Below are 16642 nucleotides of genomic sequence, written 5' to 3' on the forward strand. Positions count from 1 at the left end.
TGCGGCCCATCGCTGACCCGGCTCGCGTGGGCGAACCGTGCCGGTACCACCACCCGGCTACGGTGGACCGGTGGGGACATCGGCGAAGGGGAGTGGTGCCAGCCGGCCCGCACAACGCAAGACCGCAGCGTCCGGACGACGAACGCCCAGCGCGAGCCGCTCGACGCGGAAGCCGCGATCCCGACCGAACCGTGCGCGCAACGGCTCCCGGCGCCCAGCCGCGCCGACACGACGGAACCGGCGGTCGGGCATCCGTGTTAGATGGCTCGTCGCCGGCGGGGCGGTCGCGATCGTCGGTCTCGCCGTCATCGTGGCAGCGGTCGTCTGGGGACCGGAGCTCATCAGTCGAGCGGAAGCACGGGACTCGACCCTCGGAACCGCGCCACATGCCGCCGTCGAGGGACCGGGCATCCCCGCCGCGGGCTCGGCCGGAACAGCGCCGACGGCCGTCACCGACCGGGTGGACCGTGCCTGGGCGACGGCCACGGCGCTCCGCCTCGGCATCCCCGAGCGGGCGATGGTCGCCTACGCCGGTGCGGCGCTCGCCGTCGCTGAGAGCCAGCCGGGCTGCGGGATCGCCTGGAACACCCTGGCCGCGCTCGGCAGCGTCGAGTCCGGCCACGGCACGATCTTCGGCGGTGCGCTCGACGACGCCGGTCGGGCCGTTCCACCCATCGTCGGCCCGGCGCTCACCGGCACCGAGTTCGACGCCGTCACCGACACGGACCGCGGCGCCTTCGACGGCGACGCCAGATGGGATCGTGCGGTCGGGCCGATGCAGTTCATCCCGTCCACCTGGCAGCGGTGGGGAGCGGATGGGAACGGCGACGGTGTCGCGGACCCGCAGCAGATCGACGACGCGGCGCTCGCCGCAGCGCATTACCTGTGCCACGGTGGCCGGGACCTCCGCATCGAGGCCGACTGGATCGCGGCGATCGGGTCGTACAACGGGGCCGCGTCGTACCTGCAGAAGGTCGTCCATGCCGCGGACACCTTCGCCGCGAACTGATCCCGATCCGGTGTACGAAGCACCCCTCGCGGGATGCTAGTCTCTACTGGTGCCATTTCCGCGTGAGCGGTTTGGTTCGCGCTCCGATAGCTCAGTGGTAGAGCACTTCCTTGGTAAGGAAGAGGTCGCGGGTTCAAGTCCCGCTCGGGGCTCGTTCTCTCCGTCACTGCTCTCGCCGGCATACGGAGAGACGTGGCAGGGTAGCTCAGTTGGTGAGAGCGCACGACTCATAATCGTGAGGTCGAGAGTTCGAATCTCTCTCCTGCTACCAGATCAGCTGTTCAAGAGAGAAGCACCGGAGATTTCTTCGGTGCTTTTCTGTTGGGCCGTGGCAATCGCTACATCGTCCTCGGTGACGACCAAGGTGCCGCTCCGTGCAGCTGCATGAGCAAACGATGCCGAAGCTCGCGGAGCGCATACGGGCCGGATCGCGGGCGCACGGTCGCTCGAAAGGCTTTGGAGTGCGCTGCCAATCGTGGGTACCGTTGGGCACAGCCGAGCGGGTTCAGCACGTGGGGGTACATGCGATGTCCGAGAAGAAGTCCGACAGGAAACGGGCCGGCGCGGATCAGGGCGCGAGGGGAACGATCTTGAGCCTCTACCGGGTACATGTCGTCATCGCGGCGGTCATCTTCGGCGCGTTCGTCGTCTTGGGGATCGTCATCCAGGACTGGGCGATTGTCGCCATATTCGCCGTACTCTGTGTCGCCGCTGCCGTGACGTCGTGGCTGTTGGCCCGCAGGGATTGACCGGACGTGCCGCGGCGCTCGATGTCGAACCGGAGGACCTGGCCCCCATCGGGACACTGACGGAGCGGCGTGCGTTCGACGGTGAAGGCTGGGAGCAGCGGGCGGTAGAGAGGGGGCACCGCTACCCATCGTCATCCCTCCGGTACCCCGATAGGTTGACACTCATGACATCGAGCGACGTCGCGCCAACCCACAAGCTGCGCCGTGCTGCACGGGTCTACCTGGTGTTCGCGATCATCTGGTGGACGGTATTCGTCTTCGGACTCGGCGGCTTGATCGTCGCAGTCCTCGGCACGCTCTCGTTGGGGAAGCCGGTCGGCGCCGCCAGTCTTCTGGCCTTCGTCGTGTGGGCGATCTTCTTCGTGACGGTACCCCTCCTGTTCGCGATCCATTCCACACGACGCCGGATTGCACGCCGCACGGAACTGAAGCGACTCCAGCTCGGTGCCGGGAGCGGCGAGAAGTCGCATGCCTGAGCAGCAACCGCACCGGCTCCGGCGCTTGCCCAACCCTGATCGCATGCTCAAGTACGAGAAGTGGTTCCTCACCGCCGAAGTTCTCGGATGGATCACGCTCGTCGTCGGGGGAGGCAGCGCAGCGGTCGTCATCTTCGGCGCGCCCGGCTCGCCGGTGTTGCTGAAGGTGGCGCTGGCCGGGTTGCTGCTCCTGTGGCTCCTCCTGAAGCTTCGCGGGACGCTCACGTTCCGCCATCAACGGCGCATCCGCGCCCAGCAGCGCGCCGTAGCGCAAGAAGCGGCTACTGCAATGCCCGCCAGCGCTGAGACCTACACCTGCCCGGTGTGCGGTTACCCCGGGCTCGACAGCCCGCCCTCTCGCGACGGGCTCGCCTTCTGGGACATCTGCCCGAGCTGCGGCACCGAGTTCGGCAACGACGACGCGAACCGCACCCACGAGCAGTTGCGCGAGGCGTGGATCGCCAAGGGGATGCCGTGGTGGAGCACCAGCCCGCGGGACCCGCCGCCGGAGGGCTGGAATCCCGCGGCTCAGCTGATCGCCGCCGGCTTCTAGCTGTACTCGGTCAGACCGTCGGTGACACTCGGCTGATCGGGGATCGGCCGCCCAGGGGTTCCTGGAGCGGCACGACCATCGCCTGAGACGCGCTCCTCGCCGCATCGGGAGTGTTCACCGCTGGCCGTCTGACCGTGCGTCAGCGCTTGTCGCGCCGGAAGCGGGCCTCGCGGCTCGCGACGAGTACACCGAACCCCGTCGTCCCCGCAGCGAAGGCGGTGATCAGCACGAAGAACGCGAGCTCGTCTCCTGCACCGTAGGCGAACGCGGCGACAAGCAGTGCGACCGAGGCCGCGACCACGAGCAGCCCGCCGACCATCTCGCCCCGGCTTCCCACCATCTCTCGCATGACCCCAGCGTGCAGCAGGGGCCGTGGAACCGCAACGCCTGTTCGGCGGCAGGTGATCCTCGCCGTCTGCCGCGCAACCCGTCGGACGCCTTCTGCCCACAACCGTCCGAGTGTTGAGCGACATTCCCTGCAGGTCGATTCAGGTCATCGTTGTTCGCGCCGAACACGGGTGGGCAGGACGACGCTCCACGAGGTCGGAGTCACATCGTCGTCGGCGTCAGAGGCTTCAACCGCCCGAGGTTGCGAACGTCGTGACCGGCGAGCCGTTGGCTTCGCAGGCGTCTCGCACGTCGTTCTGGAGCCCACCGAACTCATCGGTTGTCGAGTCGAACCGTGCGCCAGACGGCAACGCCTCATGAGTCGTCATGTAGTCGGTCAGTCCACTGAGCTCGTCCTGAAGGCCCCAATCGCGGAACCTGCGTATGCCGTCGAGATCCGTCTTGGCGAGGTTGGTCATGGCAACCCACTCTGCCTCCGTGATGCGGCCGGCCCTGAAATCCGAGTCTGCGGTCTGGAGATTCGCGAAGATGACGGACACAGCGCCGCAGGTCGTAGCTGCCGCGACTGCCGAGCCGGATCCGCCTGCCGTGGCGGTCTGTTCAGGCGACGACGATGAGGTACAGCCAGCAATGCTCACGCTGAGGACGACGACTGCGGACACGACGGCGATGCATCGCACGGACGAGTGTTTCATGCGTTTCCCCCTGGTGTGATGCCGCCCTGCCGTGAGGGCGTGCGTGCACTGAGCGTGCCCGCCGACGCGGCGAGGATGTCATCGAGGCTACTGGTTCTCAGAGCGATCCGGTCACCCGAGAGCGTCGTCGAGTTGCTGGAGCCACTGCTGGAACTCGCCGGGACCGGAGAAGTGGACTCCGGGCATCCGAGCGACCTCCTCCGCAGCATCGGGGCCGTCGACGACGAGCGCATACCCGCCGCTGGCCAGCGCCACCCGGAACGCAGGCAGATCCCCACGGTCGTCACCGGCGTATGCGACAACACCCAAGCCATCAGCCCGGATGATCCTGTGCAGCGCCGTGCCTTTGTCCTCATCCAAGGGCATCCGCAGCTCTTCGACGCACTTGCCGGGTTCCCGCCTGAGCCCGAACTCGTCGATGATGCGCTCGACGAGCGGCGCCACCAATTGCTCGGCCGCCGCGCGGTCGAGTGCACGGCGCCAGTGGACCGCGACGGCGAGGGACTTCTCTTCGACGTCGACACCGTCGATGCTGTCGAGTTCCCGGTGGAGTTCACGCGTCGCTGACTGGACAGCAGCCGTCCACTCCTGGGCTTCGGGCACGACGTCGATGCCGCCGTCGGTGAGACGTTCGAGACCGTACGACCCGTAGAGATCGACACCGGGGATCGTGGCGCGGTCGGCGAGGAAACTCACCGGGCGCCCCGAGAGGAGCGCGACCGTGGAGAGCTTCCCAGCCAGGTTTTCGAGCGTCTGCGCCGTGCCAGGCAGCAACTCGCTGAGGGCCGGCTCGTCCGTCATCGGGGAGAGGACGCCGTCGAAATCCATCACGAGTCCTGCATCCGAACCAGCGGTGATGGCTTGAATCACTTCGTCATCGGAGCTCATCAACCAAGCCTAGCTTCGCCCCGCGGCCGCGGACGGTTGAGCAGGCGACACCTGGGGGGTCAGACGCGCCAACCTGGAGAAGGCATCGATGCGCTCGACGAGATCGGGGCAGGCCGTGACGTCGACGCGGTCACCCTCGATCGCCGAGGACAGGGCGACGTCGTTCATTGTGCACGGTGGCCACGAGCCCCACTCCACCGAGATCGGGACGAGCACGAGTTCGGGCCCTTCTGCCTGCCCTAGCTGGTGCGGAATCGGGAGACTTCCCTCCATGACGTCACGGATCTCGGTCGACGCGAGCGCGCTCGGAGTGATCTGTCGCGCGCGAGGGGTCGCCAGGTTGCGCGTCTTCGGCTCCGCACTGTCCGATCAGTTCGACGATGGCCGGAGCGACGTCGACCTGCTCGTCGAGTTCGTACCGGGGTCGACAGATCCGTTCGACGCGTACTTCGGTCTTCGAGAAGACCTTGAGTCCTTGTTCGGCCGTCCGGTCGACCTCGTGATGGCGTCCGCTGTTCGGAACCCGTACTTCGCTGCCTCGGCCTACGCCGGCGCAGAAGAGCTGTATGCGGCCTGAATCGGCAGCTCTCTTGTGGGATGCGCGAACAGCGTGGCGTCAGCCCTTCGAAGTCTCGCCGGGGTCGGGCCCCCGGCCTGCACGGAGCAGGACGCCGACGAGCATGGCGGTGCCGATCAGGAGACTCACGCCGGTCAGCACGATACCGATGCCGACGACCGAGGTCCCCGGTCCGTCATAGCCCTCGAGCACCGCCGTGCCGGGGTCGTCCGCTCGATAGATCACGGTGACGACGTCGCCGACGGCGGGTTTGCCGTCGAGTGGCCAGTCCGCCCAGACACGCTGCGGCGAACCGTCGGGTGCCAGATAGTCGGTCCTGAACCGGTGGTCCGACGCCCTCCTTCCATCGTCCACCTCGGTGACCGTCCCACTCGTCCGCTCCCCGTTCTGCAACAGGTCACTGTCGGCAGCCATCATGAAGGAACCGACGACCACGGCCACCGGACCGGCCAACAGCATCAGGACGATCGCGACCGTCTGGAACACCCTGCTGTGCAGGAAGCCCCGTGTGTCGCCCGTCGCGCGTTTCCGTGCCATCACCAGTGCGCCACCGTCCCGATTCGAAGCTCCTGCATCACTGGTTCCCAGTGAGGGAAAGACTCAGCATGATGATGGCGGGCCCGATCAGGCCGATCGCGACGCCACCGGCCGCCGCCCAGAGCCCGATGCTGACGTGGGAGCTCATGCGGGGACGCAGACCGAGTTCCTCGCCGATCTCCTTGATGCGCGCGCGTTCGTTTTCGGGACTGAACGCGATCTCGAACCCGCCGGGAGAGGTCCCGAGCATGATGACCCTGCCGTACCGGACTCGGCCGGACTGCCAGGAGAACGACCAGGAGAGGCGCGGGACGAAGCCGGAGGCACCAGCCGACCAGCTCATCCGCTTGACCGTGTCGGTGATACTGAACCGCCGACGTCGCTCATCGACCCGCACGGTGTAGGTGATGCTGTCGGACACCTCGTTCAGCTGGAGGACGTTCCACCAGCGGGCGTCCGCGAGGTCGTACCCGACCTGGAAGCCGTCGGGGAGGCTGGTGACGGCGAACGGGGTGTTCTGGAGCTCGGCCTCGACGGCCCACTGATAGTCCTGCAGCACGCCCGTCGGCGCAACGTCGGTTCCACTCACGGACTCAGTATGGCAACGCGGCGAGAGTCCGCGACGATCGTCGGATGGGCAGTGCTCCCCATCGCACACTGACCTCGAACTGCTATCGCTCCCAGATGCGACGGTACCCGGGCATGAAGGCGATCATCGCCGCGAGCAGGGTGCCGAGGTTGAGGAGTGGCAGGGCGGGCCCGATGGTCCAGGGTGAGTCGGCATAGACCCCCATCAGCATCACGATCCAGGCGCCGACGTTGCCGAGGATGAGCACGATGATGAAGGTGACCGCAGTCGCTCCCGCTCGCGACGAGACCCGCTTGCCCGCGAGCATCGGCGCGGTGCAGATCGTGCCGATGATCACCACGATGAGTACCAGGAACGCGCTCGCGAACAGGATCGAGGCGGCTTCCGGGTCGCCGTCGTCGTCACGATCGGCGAATCCCGCGAGGAAGAAGAACAGGTTGAAGGACTCGGGGTCCTCGTCCGTCTTCGTCTGGCTCGCGTAGGGGACGAACAGCGAGAGGATGAGGGCGATCTCGAGCAGCAGCATGGGGACCGAGATCAAAATCGACTCGATGCCCGCCACGCGCTCCTCGAGCCGGGTGCGCGCCGCCTGGGCGGCGACCGACTCGGTCGCGGTCGCTGGTCCCTGACTCGCTGGCCCCTGCTTCGCTGATTCATTCATCACTGACCCCCGGATCGGGAGTCGGGCTCAGGCGTGCCCGACTCGGCTGCCGCGAGGGCGAGCGACCGGTAGCCCTCGACCTCCGACGTGGTCATGGTAGCCGCGATGGGTTGGCCCTGCCGGAGCCGTGCCGGATGGCGTCAGGCGGCGTCCAGCTCGGCCGGAAGCTCCTCTCGCAGCGCGGGGCAGTGCTCCGGCGTCGGGTGGAGCGTGATGTCGATGACCGTTTCCAAGCGGGCGCGTGCTGCTTCGAGGTCGGCCATCTGCGCGGTGATGCGGTCGCGTTCGGTCCGAAGCAGCGCGAGCGACTCCGGCGTCGCGACCCCCGCATCGACGCAGGGGAGCAGCTGGACGATCGTGCGGCTCGGCAGGCCGGCCGCGAAGAGCTGCTGCACGAGCTCGACGCGTTCCACCGCCGCTCGTTCGTAGGTCCGCTGGCCACTCGTCGTGCGGGTGGCCGTGAGCAGCCCCTGCTCCTCGTAGTAGCGGAGCGAGCGGACGCTCACCCCGGTCCGAGCCGCGAGATCTCCGATGCGCATCGAGCTTCCGTTCCTGGCTTGCACCTGACATTGATGTGAGGTCTTAGCCTAACCAGGCTGCTGCGGGATCGCCCCGCACGCGGAAGGGAATCATGGACATCGCAGGATCCGTCGCACTCGTCACCGGCTCGAACCGGGGCATCGGACGCAGGTTCGTCGTGCAGCTGCTCGAGCGCGGGGCCTCGAAGGTGTACGCGACCGCGCGGCGCCCGGAACTCGTCGACATCCCGGGCGTGGAAGTGCTGCAGCTCGACATCACCGATCAGGCGTCCGTCGCTGCGGCGGCCGAGATCGCGACCGACGTCACGTTGCTCGTCAACAACGCCGGGATCGCCACGCAGGGCTCGATGCTGACCGGCGACCTCGCGGACGCTCGGCGCGAGATGGACACGCACTACTGGGGCAACCTCGCCATGGTGCGTGCGTTCGCGCCGGTGATCGGAGCGAACGGTGGAGGGACGATCGTCAACGTGCTCTCCGCCCTGAGCTGGTTCGCCCACCCCGGCTCCGGCGGATACGCCGCGGCCAAGGCGGCGGAGTGGAACATGACGAACGCGGTCCGTCTGGAACTCGCCCCGAAGGGTGTCACGGTGCAGGGGCTCCACCTCGGGGCCGCCGACACCGACATCATGGCCGGCTACGACGGCCCCATGGTCGACCCTGCGGACGTCGCACGGGCGAGCCTCGACGGCGTCGCGGCCGGCGCTTCCGAGGTCGTCGTCGACGACTGGAGCGCGATGGTCAAGGCGTCGCTCGCCCACGACCCTGACGCGTTCTACGCACAGTTCGCCTGAGCATCGAGCCTGCACGCTGTGCTCCGGACGTGCACGGTGCAGAATGGAGGAAGCCCCCGAGCAGTTACGGTCTGCTCGGGGGCTTCCTCATGCCGGCGTGCGTTACCGCGCGGCCGCGACGAGGTCGGCGATGCGCTGGCCTCGGGCGTTCGCCTCGGCCACAAGGGTCTTCACCTGGTCTTCGGTCAGGCCGGTGACCTGACCGTAGGCCTTCGTGTTGGCGGCGATGGAGAACCCCTGCGCGCCGCCGGGTGAGGTGTACATCGTTCCGAACGTCTCGGTGACGAGCGCGATGGTGCCGGCCGGCACGCTGATGATCTTGGGCATGTCTGACTCCTTGAGCGGGTGTCCTGGGTCCTCGCCGTTCAGGCGAGCGTTGATGAACGGATACGGATCGGTGGTGACCCCGATGTCGGCGTTGTTCCACGTGCCGTCCGCGGTGAAGGTGATGGTGAGGTGCAGATGGGCTCCGCTGGAAGCGGACCCGGTGTTCCCGACGACGCCGACGGGTTCGCCGCGGACGATCGCCGCGCCGACCTGGTGCGGTGAGGCGGCCGCCAGGTGGCAGTAGCCCGAGTACATGCCGTCGGGGTGAGCGATGACGAGGACGTTGCCGAGCGCCGCGTTCCACCGGTTGGCTGAGACGACGCCCGCTGCGACCGCCGGGACCGCGGCTCCGGCGCCGGGCTGGTAGTCGAGCCCGCGGTGCGGTTGGGTCCGCCCGCCGGCCATCGATCCCCAGCCGTCGGCCAGATCCATCTGCGGAAACGGGTGTTGATAGCGGAGGACCATGTGGCTCCTTTCGTGGCGCGGAGGGTGGGCCCCCGAGCAGTTACGGTCTGCTCGGAGGCCGTTCTCCGTTGCCGGTCTGTGGTGACTCGAGGTCACCGGTGCGCTACGCCTGGTTCGACGTGAGCTCCCGGATGGTGGTGTAGAACTGGTCGCCCGTGAGGTTCACGTACGGCCCGTACGTCGGCACCAGCGCGTCGTAGACGACGGGTGCTGCGATGTAGCGGACGTAGCCGGGGCCGACGAGCGCGATGGCGCCGAAGGTCTGCTTGCCCTGCCAGACGTAGCCGGACTGTCCCTGACGGATGATCTTCACGAGTAGTTCTCCTGTGTTTGTGGATGGGTTCGCGGAGCCGAAGTAGCTCCACGGGTTCTGGCGGCTGCCAGAGGGGTCGAGCAGGTGACGGTGGAGGTGCTGAGGCACGCCTCCCGTGTTGCCCGAATAGGCGATGATGTCGCCCTGGTTGAAGTGCTGACCGTTGCTCCCGACGTATCGGTCGAGGTGCGAGAACACATCGGCCCATCCGGGGTTCTGGTCATGGTTGAAGCGGCACGAGTTGCCCGCTGATCCGTCGTTCGGAACCCAGTTCATGGTTCCGGGCGTGGGTGCGAGCACCGGGGTGCCCACAGCGGCGACGAGGTCGACCCCGCCTCGGCCGGTGCGGTCGAGGTGGTTCTGCCAGGACACGTAGGGATCGCGGTTGTCGTCCGCGATCACCGTGGACGGGCCGTTCAGCACGTAGTTGTTGAGCGCCACTCTGCCTCCAATCTGTTGTTTCGTGGAGGAAGTGTCCTCCGGCATTCGAACGTGTGTTCGAGAGAGACTCTACGACGATCTCGTCGTCTTGTCCAGTTCATTTTGCCGATTCACCGTGAAATTCTTTCTTCAGAGGCATATTCGACGTCCGAATCGGGTCGAGCATGGCGGGGTGTGGATCCTGCTCTCAGCCTCGTCAGGAACCCGTTCACGCCGGGGATCGCCATGATCCGGGCCAGCGCTGCGGCGATCGCCGCCGTCGTGGCCACGGCCGCCGCCGCCCAGGCGTAGACGTCGTCCGGAAGGAGTTCCCGGATCGCCTCCAGGAGTTGTGGCGCGATGATGCTCGCGGTCGTGATGCAGGCCACCGAGCTCAAGATCACGGCCGCGGTCGTCTGGATCACGGTGCGGATGATCCGCTGTGCTGGAAACGGGACGGGCGGTGGTGTCGGTGGTGTCGGTGGTTCCGGTGATGTCCGGTGTTCGGTCATAGTGCCTCCTCAGGCGTCGTGGGTGGTGATGGACGACCCGGATGGTTTCCAGAAGTTGTCTCATCTGGCATCATTCAGGTCGGAGGTGACACTATAGAGCGCATGAGGCAGGTTTTCTGCCGTTCACGACAGGGTTTCTGGCTACGATCGGAACGTGAACGCAGCAGAGGCTATGGTCAATCAGGCGTTGGCGGACGAGCTCGTCGCCGCCTACAAGCGGCGACGCATGAATCAGCGCGCCCTGGCTGAGGCGACGGGGATGAGTCCGACGACGCTGCAACGCGTCCTCGCCGGTCGCAGCGAGATCAGCGGCCCGACCTTCGTCACGCTCTGCGCGGCGACCGGTGCTGATCCGGTGCGACTCCTGGCCGACGCCCTGCAAGCGGTCGGGGGGATGAGCCGGATCGAGGCCGAACTGCAGGCGAGCGACGACGAGCGTGTGGCTCCGGTGTCGGACACCACTGCTACGAATGACGAGCTGGATCGCAGACGCCGGCAGAGGGAAGCTGCGTCGTGGACGACGGAGCAGTTGGAGGGGGAACGTGGGGCGGCAATCACCGATGGAGAACTGGAGCAACCCGAGCCGGAAGCCCCGTGAGCGAGGGCGCGCCTACGACCCGTATGCGCACGCGGAGGAGCTCGGTCTCGCCGTGATCTTCCGGCCCCTGCGGGTGTCCCATGAGCGCTGGCTGCCGTCCGCGCACACGATCGTCATCCAGGAGTCGCTCCGGTCCGTCCATCGGCGGAACGCCCTCGCCCACGGCATCGCGCACTGCGTGCTCGGTCACGAGGACGACCGACCGAAGCACGAGGTGCAGGCCGACCGATTCGCCGCGTCGAACCTCATCGACCTGGACGAGTTCCGAGCCATCGCGCGCTGGGCGCCGGACCTCGAGCATCTCGTCGCGGAACTCGGCGTCACGAAGCGCCTCGCCCGGGCGTTCGTCGCGCAGCATGCGGATCTGTCCCAGCACGCCGACCTCGCGTAGCGGCGCGCGCATACTGGGACCATGACCGACGAAGCCGCACCGGACCCGACGCCTGCGGCAGCCGTGGACGACGACCTCTTGGAGTCGACGATGCTCGACCTGCTGGGGAAGCGGGCCGCGACCTCGTCCATCTGTCCGTCCGATGTCGCTCGAGCGGTCGGTGGCGACGACTGGCGAGCGCTGATGGACGATACCCGCCGGGTCGCCTGGCGCTTGGTCGACGAAGGCCGGGTGCGGATCACGCAGGGCGACGAGGCGGTCGACCGCGCGACGGTCCGCGGCCCCATCCGGATCCGATGGGCCAAGGACGCCGACGTCGAGTCGTGCGCCCCCTGTCGTCCTGAGACCGGAGGAGCTCGGTCCGACGCCGGTTAGGCTGGAGACATGACCATCGCCCTCATCCGTCACGGACAGACCGCCTGGAACTTCGAACGACGGCTGCAGGGCACGACGGACATCCCCCTGAACGACACCGGGCGGGAGCAGGCGGCCACGGTCGCCCCTCGGCTCACCGGCACCTGGGACGTCGTCGTCAGCTCCCCGCTGGGGCGCGCGCGCGAGACCGCGCAGATCATCGCGGACGCGCTCGGTCTCGAACTCGGCCCCACCTACCCCGACGTGGTCGAGCGCCACTACGGCGACGCCGAAGGCGCGACGGCGCAGATGGTCCTCGAGAACTGGCCCGACCACCAGTACCCGAACCTCGAGACCGAGGAGTCGGTCATCGAACGTGGACTCCGCGGGATCGACGCCATCGCACGCGACTTCCCCGGGCAGAACGTCCTCGTCGTGAGCCACGGCACCCTCATCCGCCTCACCCTCAGCCACCTCTCCGGCACGACGGTCCCACCGCTGGAGAACTGCTCCGTGTCGGTCATCGAGGCGACCGACACCGGTTGGTCGCTCCTGGACGCCGGTACCGCTCGCACGACGCCCTCGCTCGAGACGGCGCTGTCCGGCTCCAGCGCGCAGTGAGCGGGAGCGACCCGACCGGCCGTCCGGTCCGCTCCCCGTCGGGCATCGCCTGGCTCATCGGCATCGGACTGACCGCCGGATTCCTCTCCGGGCTGTTCGGGGTCGGCGGAGGCATCCTCATCGTCCCCGCCGTCGTCTTCCTCCTCGGCTTCGGCCAGCGGCTCGCCGCCGGGACGTCGCTCGCCGCGATCGTCCCGACCTCGCTCGTCGGCGTCGTGTCCTACGCGGTGAACGGCACCGTCGACTGGGTGGCGGCGATCTTGCTGGCGATCGGTGCGATCGGCGGCGCACAACTCGGCAGCTACCTCCTGTCCAAGCTCCCCAAGAAGGCGCTCCAGTGGGGCTTCATCGGCTTCCTGCTCGTCGTGGTGGTCTCGCTGTTCCTGATCGTCCCGTCCCGCACGGCCGAGATCGATCTGCACGTCGGCTCGATCATCGGTCTCATCGTGCTCGGCTTCCTGACCGGCGTCCTGTCGGGGCTACTCGGCATCGGCGGCGGGGTCGTCGTCGTGCCGATGCTCATTCTCTTGTTCGGCGCGAGCGACCTCATCGCGAAGGGCACCTCGCTGCTCATGATGGTGCCGACCGCGATCTCCGGCACCATCGGCAACGTCCGGCGAGGCAACGTCGACCTGACGGCCGCAGCGATCATCGGTGTCGCCGCCTGCACGACCACGGCCCTCGGCGCCATCGTCGCGTCGGTCGTCCCGCCGTTCGTCGGCAACCTGCTCTTCGCGGCGTTCCTCGTGGTCATCGCCATCCGCATGGTGTTCCAGGCGCTCAAGCGCTCCTGACCGACCCTCGCCGGTCCATCCGTGCCCGGTCGTCGAGTCGAGGCAGCGGGTAGGCTGGAGGGCGTGTCAGTGAACCCAGAGCTCGCCGGTCGGGTCTTCCCGCCCGTCGCCCCGTACCTGGTCGGACGCGAGAAGATCCGCGAGTTCTCGCGGGCCGTCTTCGCGACGAACCCGATCAACCTCGACCCGGAGGCGGCCCGCGCCGCAGGATACGCCGACGTCGTGGCGCCGCCCACCTTCGCCGTCGTCGTCCAGGAGCACACGCTCCAGCAACTGCTCGCCGCACCCGACGCAGGTATCGACTTCAGCCGGGTGGTCCACGGCGACCAGCGCTTCGTGCACCACCGTCCGATCGTCGCCGGCGACGAGCTCACCGCGCAGCTGACCGTCACCGCGGTGAAGTCCCTGGGCGGCCACTCGATGGTGACGTGCGACTCGGTCATGACCGACGCCACCGGCGAGCCGGTGGTCACCGCGACCTCGACGCTCGTGGTGCGAGGAGACGAAGGATGAGCGACGTGCAGCAGACCCCGACCATGCCGGCTGTCGGCGACGTCGTCGCGGAGCGGACCGTCCACCTGACGCGCGATGCGCTCGTGCGATACGCCGGTGCCTCCGGAGACTTCAACCCCATCCACTACCGCGACGACGTCGCGGCCTCCGTCGGGCTGCCGGGCGTGCTCGCCCACGGCATGCTGACGATGGGGATCGCGGCCCAGCCGGTGGTCGACTGGATCGGCGACCCCGGGCGGGTGCTCGAGTACCAGGTGCGGTTCACCCGACCGGTCGTCGTCGACCCCGAGACCGGCGCCGACCTCCAGATCGTCGCCGAGGTCGGCAAGGTCGACGAGGAAGCGCGCACCGCGCGCGTCGACCTCACCGTCACCTACGCCGAGCAGACGGTGCTCGGCAAGGCGCAGCTCGTCGTCAGCTTCGCCTGACCCGGAGGACCATGAACGACGCCATCCGTCTGAGCGAGCTCACCACCCTCGGGGTGGGTGGGCCCGCTGCAGCCTTCGTGGAGTGCACGAGCGAGGCAGAGCTGATCGAGGAAGTGCTCGACGTCTGGAACACCGACCAGCCGTGGCTGCTGCTCGGTGGCGGGTCGAACCTGCTGATCGGCGACGAGCCCCTCGACGCGACCGTCATCCGGGCGGCCAACCGCGGCATCGAACGCCTGGACGCACCGTCCGGTCGCGTCCGGTTGCGGGTGCAGGCCGGCGAGGACTGGGACGCGCTCGTCGCCTTCACCGTGGAGCACGGCTTCGCGGGCATCGAGGCGCTCTCCGGCATCCCGGGGTCCTGTGGGGCTGCCCCCGTCCAGAACATCGGGGCCTACGGGCAGGAGATCGTGTCGTCGCTCGTCGCCGTCGACCTGCTCGACGAGGAGTCGCAGACCGTCGAGCGCGTTCCGGCCGCGGAGCTCGGGCTCGGGTACCGGACGTCGGTCTTGAAGCGCCACGGTGGCGGAGAGCCTGAGCGCTCCGGCGTGGTCGTGGCGATCATCATCGACCTCGACGACGTCGGTGTCGACGGCCTGGCCGCACCGATCGCCTATCAGCAGCTCGCCTTCGCGCTCGGCGTGGAGGTCGGTGAGCAGGTCCGCCTGGCCCAGGTGCGCACGACGGTCCTGGCGCTCCGCGCGTCGAAGGGGATGGTGCTCGATCCCGACGACCCCGACACCGCCAGCGCCGGGTCGTTCTTCACGAACCCGATCGTGTCCGAGCACGTCGCCCGATCGCTGCCGGGAGACGCCCCGTGGTGGCCGGTCGACCCGGCGGCCGACGACGACACCGAGTACGTCTTCCCGCTCGGCGAGGTCGTCAACCCGCCCCGACCGGCTCCCGTGGAGCGCCTCGCGAAGCTCTCGGCCGCCTGGCTGATCGAGCGGGCCGGCGTCCGTCGCGGGTTCGCGCTCCCCGGATCGCACGCCGCGGTCTCCACGAAGCACACGCTCGCCCTGACGAACCGGGGCGGGGCGACCGCCACCGAGGTCGCCGAGCTCGCGCGATTCGTGCAGGCGCGCGTCCACGCCGAGTTCGGCGTCCTCCTGCAGCCCGAGCCCGTGGTGGTCGGCGTCACGATCTGACGCTGCCGAGGTCCGCTCACCCGGAGACGGGCGAGCGGACCTCGGGTCAGGACGCGAACAGGCGCTGGAGGCGCTGGACGCCCTCGAGGAGCTGGTCGTCGCCGAGTGCGTAGCTGAAGCGCAGGTAGCCGGACGGCCCGAACGCCTCGCCGGGCACGGCCGCGACCTCGGCCTGGTCGAGCATGAGGTCGGCGAGTTCGAGGGACGTCGTGGGCGTCACGCCGCCGAACGTCCGGCCGAGCAGTGCCGTGACGTCGGGGTAGACGTAGAAGGCGCCCTGCGGGGTCGGCGTCTCGAAGCCGTCGATCTTGTTGAGCTCGCCGACGATGAGCTTGCGGCGGCGGTCGAACGCCTCACGCATCGCCTCCGCGGCGTCCTGCGGACCGGTGAGGGCCGCGATCGCCGCGCGCTGCGCGATGTTGTTCACGTTGCCGGAGAGGTGCGACTGGAGGTTGCCGAGCGCCTTGATCGCGTCCGCCGGGCCCACGGTCCACCCGACGCGCCAGCCCGTCATCGCGTACGTCTTGGCGACGCCGTTCACGAGGAGCGTCTGCTCGGCGAGCTCGGGCACCGCTTCGACGATCGACGTCGCGCGGACGCCGTCGTAGGTGAGGTTCTGGTAGATCTCGTCGGTGATGACCCAGATGCCGTGCTCGAGCGCCCACTCGCCGATCGCCTTCGTCTGCTCCGGGGAGTAGACGGACCCGGTCGGGTTCGAGGGCGAGACGAACAGCAGGACCTTGGTGCGCGGGGTGCGCGCCGCCTCGAGCTGCTCGACGGTGACCTGGTAGTTCTGCGAGGCGTCGGCGAAGACGTCGACCGCGACACCGTCGGCGAGCGCGATGGCCTCGGGGTAGGTGGTCCAGAACGGCGTCGGCACGATGACCTCGTCACCCGGGTTCAGCAGGACCTGGAACGCCTCGTACACCGACTGCTTGCCGCCGTTGGTGACGATGACGCGGCTCGGGTCGACCTCGAGACCGGAGTCGCGGAGCGTCTTCTCCGCGATGGCCGCGCGGAGGTCCGGCAGGCCGGCCGCTGGGGTGTACCGGTGCGCCTTCGGGTCGCGCGCGGCGACCAGCGCCGCTTCGACGATGTGCTCGGGCGTCGGGAAGTCCGGCTCGCCCGCCGCGTAGGAGATCACGGGCCGGCCTTGCGCCTGCAGCGCCTTCGCCTTCGCATCCACCTTCAGCGTGGCGGACTCGGCGATCGCTGAGATCTTCGTGGACAGGCGGGGCGTGGGAGTCGATTCAGGCACGAGTCCGAGCGTACCGAACCCGGTGTCGCGAGGACAGTCTGTGTCCGACCTCGCGTGCAGCGAGGTGAGGCACCTCGTCGCCCGG

Annotated in this window: 25 protein-coding genes and 2 tRNA genes; 17 read left to right on the forward strand and 10 right to left on the reverse strand. The window is 68.3% G+C overall.

The annotated features are described in order from the left end of the window. Window positions 1-70 precede the first annotated feature (70 nt). From ITJ62_RS19365 to ITJ62_RS19075, 6 genes are all read left to right on the forward strand, one after another. Complete coding sequence (locus ITJ62_RS19365) at window positions 71-1009, forward strand: lytic murein transglycosylase (protein WP_370581939.1); 939 nt, start codon at window positions 71-73, stop codon at window positions 1007-1009. A gap of 80 nt (window positions 1010-1089) precedes the next feature. Further along, a tRNA-Thr gene (locus tag ITJ62_RS14735) sits at window positions 1090-1161 on the forward strand. 42 nt (window positions 1162-1203) lie between these two features. Then, a tRNA-Met gene (locus tag ITJ62_RS14740) sits at window positions 1204-1280 on the forward strand. A 256-nt stretch (window positions 1281-1536) separates the two neighbouring features. Next, on the forward strand, window positions 1537-1758 hold the full coding sequence (locus ITJ62_RS14745; RefSeq protein WP_194603625.1) for a hypothetical protein: 222 nt from the start codon (window positions 1537-1539) through the stop codon (window positions 1756-1758). Window positions 1759-1922: 164 nt separating this feature from the next. Beyond that, window positions 1923-2234, forward strand: a complete 312-nt coding sequence (locus ITJ62_RS14750) for a hypothetical protein (RefSeq protein ID WP_194603628.1) — start codon at window positions 1923-1925, stop codon at window positions 2232-2234. After that, window positions 2227-2787 (forward strand): hypothetical protein, encoded by a 561-nt coding sequence (locus ITJ62_RS19075; RefSeq protein ID WP_228498512.1) that lies wholly within the window; start codon window positions 2227-2229, stop codon window positions 2785-2787. The genes ITJ62_RS14750 and ITJ62_RS19075 overlap by 8 nt, the downstream gene beginning before the upstream one ends. Window positions 2788-2926: 139 nt before the next feature. On the opposite strand, the gene ITJ62_RS14760 is transcribed toward ITJ62_RS19075, so the two are convergent. From ITJ62_RS14760 to otsB, 3 genes are all read right to left on the reverse strand, one after another. Beyond that, window positions 2927-3136 carry a hypothetical protein gene (locus ITJ62_RS14760; RefSeq protein ID WP_194603630.1) on the reverse strand — a complete coding sequence of 70 codons (210 nt, stop codon included), beginning with the start codon at window positions 3134-3136 and terminating at the stop codon, window positions 2927-2929. Between the two features lie 226 nt (window positions 3137-3362). Then, the gene (locus ITJ62_RS14765) at window positions 3363-3797 is read right to left on the reverse strand and encodes a hypothetical protein (protein WP_194603633.1); all 435 of its coding nucleotides are present in this window, start codon (window positions 3795-3797) and stop codon (window positions 3363-3365) included. 144 nt (window positions 3798-3941) lie between these two features. Continuing rightward, entirely contained in the window at window positions 3942-4718 is a 777-nt protein-coding gene (gene otsB, locus ITJ62_RS14770; RefSeq protein WP_194603649.1) for a trehalose-phosphatase, read from the reverse strand. 271 nt (window positions 4719-4989) lie between these two features. Between otsB and ITJ62_RS14775 the strand changes: the two genes are divergently transcribed. Next, window positions 4990-5295 (forward strand): nucleotidyltransferase family protein, encoded by a 306-nt coding sequence (locus ITJ62_RS14775; protein WP_194603652.1) that lies wholly within the window; start codon window positions 4990-4992, stop codon window positions 5293-5295. A gap of 39 nt (window positions 5296-5334) precedes the next feature. On the opposite strand, the gene ITJ62_RS14780 is transcribed toward ITJ62_RS14775, so the two are convergent. From ITJ62_RS14780 to ITJ62_RS14795, 4 genes are all read right to left on the reverse strand, one after another. Beyond that, window positions 5335-5832 carry a DUF3592 domain-containing protein gene (locus ITJ62_RS14780; RefSeq protein ID WP_194603655.1) on the reverse strand — a complete coding sequence of 166 codons (498 nt, stop codon included), beginning with the start codon at window positions 5830-5832 and terminating at the stop codon, window positions 5335-5337. 37 nt (window positions 5833-5869) lie between these two features. Next, window positions 5870-6421 (reverse strand): hypothetical protein, encoded by a 552-nt coding sequence (locus ITJ62_RS14785; RefSeq protein ID WP_194603658.1) that lies wholly within the window; start codon window positions 6419-6421, stop codon window positions 5870-5872. 82 nt (window positions 6422-6503) lie between these two features. Beyond that, window positions 6504-7082, reverse strand: coding sequence for a hypothetical protein (locus ITJ62_RS14790; RefSeq protein ID WP_194603660.1), 579 nt, complete (start codon window positions 7080-7082; stop codon window positions 6504-6506). A gap of 140 nt (window positions 7083-7222) precedes the next feature. Further along, window positions 7223-7621 (reverse strand): MerR family transcriptional regulator, encoded by a 399-nt coding sequence (locus ITJ62_RS14795; protein WP_194603663.1) that lies wholly within the window; start codon window positions 7619-7621, stop codon window positions 7223-7225. 92 nt (window positions 7622-7713) lie between these two features. On the opposite strand from ITJ62_RS14795, the gene ITJ62_RS14800 reads away from it, so the two are divergent. After that, complete coding sequence (locus ITJ62_RS14800; RefSeq protein WP_194603666.1) at window positions 7714-8415, forward strand: SDR family oxidoreductase; 702 nt, start codon at window positions 7714-7716, stop codon at window positions 8413-8415. A 102-nt stretch (window positions 8416-8517) separates the two neighbouring features. Here ITJ62_RS14800 and ITJ62_RS14805 read toward each other — a convergent pair whose 3' ends face one another. Next, window positions 8518-9207, reverse strand: coding sequence for a M23 family metallopeptidase (locus ITJ62_RS14805; protein WP_194603669.1), 690 nt, complete (start codon window positions 9205-9207; stop codon window positions 8518-8520). A gap of 103 nt (window positions 9208-9310) precedes the next feature. Beyond that, complete coding sequence (locus ITJ62_RS14810) at window positions 9311-9961, reverse strand: M23 family metallopeptidase (protein ID WP_194603672.1); 651 nt, start codon at window positions 9959-9961, stop codon at window positions 9311-9313. A 339-nt stretch (window positions 9962-10300) separates the two neighbouring features. Here ITJ62_RS14810 and ITJ62_RS14815 point away from each other — a divergent pair, with 339 nt between their 5' ends. From ITJ62_RS14815 to ITJ62_RS14855, 9 genes are all read left to right on the forward strand, one after another. Continuing rightward, complete coding sequence (locus ITJ62_RS14815) at window positions 10301-10549, forward strand: hypothetical protein (RefSeq protein WP_194603675.1); 249 nt, start codon at window positions 10301-10303, stop codon at window positions 10547-10549. Window positions 10550-10606: 57 nt separating this feature from the next. Further along, window positions 10607-11050: a helix-turn-helix domain-containing protein gene (locus ITJ62_RS14820; RefSeq protein WP_085512825.1), complete on the forward strand. Its 444-nt coding sequence runs from the start codon at window positions 10607-10609 to the stop codon at window positions 11048-11050. Beyond that, window positions 11013-11441: an ImmA/IrrE family metallo-endopeptidase gene (locus ITJ62_RS14825; protein WP_071258729.1), complete on the forward strand. Its 429-nt coding sequence runs from the start codon at window positions 11013-11015 to the stop codon at window positions 11439-11441. The genes ITJ62_RS14820 and ITJ62_RS14825 overlap by 38 nt, the downstream gene beginning before the upstream one ends. Before the next feature lie 21 nt (window positions 11442-11462). After that, a complete protein-coding gene (locus ITJ62_RS14830; protein WP_194603678.1) occupies window positions 11463-11816 on the forward strand; it encodes a DUF3253 domain-containing protein in 354 nt (117 codons plus the stop codon). Between the two features lie 9 nt (window positions 11817-11825). Beyond that, window positions 11826-12416 carry a histidine phosphatase family protein gene (locus ITJ62_RS14835; RefSeq protein WP_138945172.1) on the forward strand — a complete coding sequence of 197 codons (591 nt, stop codon included), beginning with the start codon at window positions 11826-11828 and terminating at the stop codon, window positions 12414-12416. Continuing rightward, the gene (locus ITJ62_RS14840) at window positions 12413-13210 is read left to right on the forward strand and encodes a sulfite exporter TauE/SafE family protein (protein ID WP_194603681.1); all 798 of its coding nucleotides are present in this window, start codon (window positions 12413-12415) and stop codon (window positions 13208-13210) included. Before ITJ62_RS14835 ends, ITJ62_RS14840 begins: the two co-directional genes overlap by 4 nt. 63 nt (window positions 13211-13273) lie before the next feature. Beyond that, window positions 13274-13723 (forward strand): MaoC family dehydratase N-terminal domain-containing protein, encoded by a 450-nt coding sequence (locus ITJ62_RS14845; protein ID WP_085512810.1) that lies wholly within the window; start codon window positions 13274-13276, stop codon window positions 13721-13723. Continuing rightward, window positions 13720-14151, forward strand: a complete 432-nt coding sequence (locus tag ITJ62_RS14850) for a MaoC family dehydratase (protein WP_228498516.1) — start codon at window positions 13720-13722, stop codon at window positions 14149-14151. The genes ITJ62_RS14845 and ITJ62_RS14850 overlap by 4 nt, the downstream gene beginning before the upstream one ends. Before the next feature lie 11 nt (window positions 14152-14162). Then, complete coding sequence (locus ITJ62_RS14855) at window positions 14163-15299, forward strand: UDP-N-acetylmuramate dehydrogenase (protein ID WP_194603685.1); 1137 nt, start codon at window positions 14163-14165, stop codon at window positions 15297-15299. 46 nt (window positions 15300-15345) lie between these two features. Here the strand turns inward: ITJ62_RS14855 and ITJ62_RS14860 are convergent, their stop codons facing one another. After that, on the reverse strand, window positions 15346-16557 hold the full coding sequence (locus ITJ62_RS14860) for a pyridoxal phosphate-dependent aminotransferase (protein WP_138945169.1): 1212 nt from the start codon (window positions 16555-16557) through the stop codon (window positions 15346-15348). Window positions 16558-16642: the final 85 nt, after the last annotated feature.

Source organism: Plantibacter sp. VKM Ac-2876, assembly GCF_015350715.1.
Taxonomy (GTDB): domain Bacteria; phylum Actinomycetota; class Actinomycetes; order Actinomycetales; family Microbacteriaceae; genus Plantibacter; species Plantibacter auratus.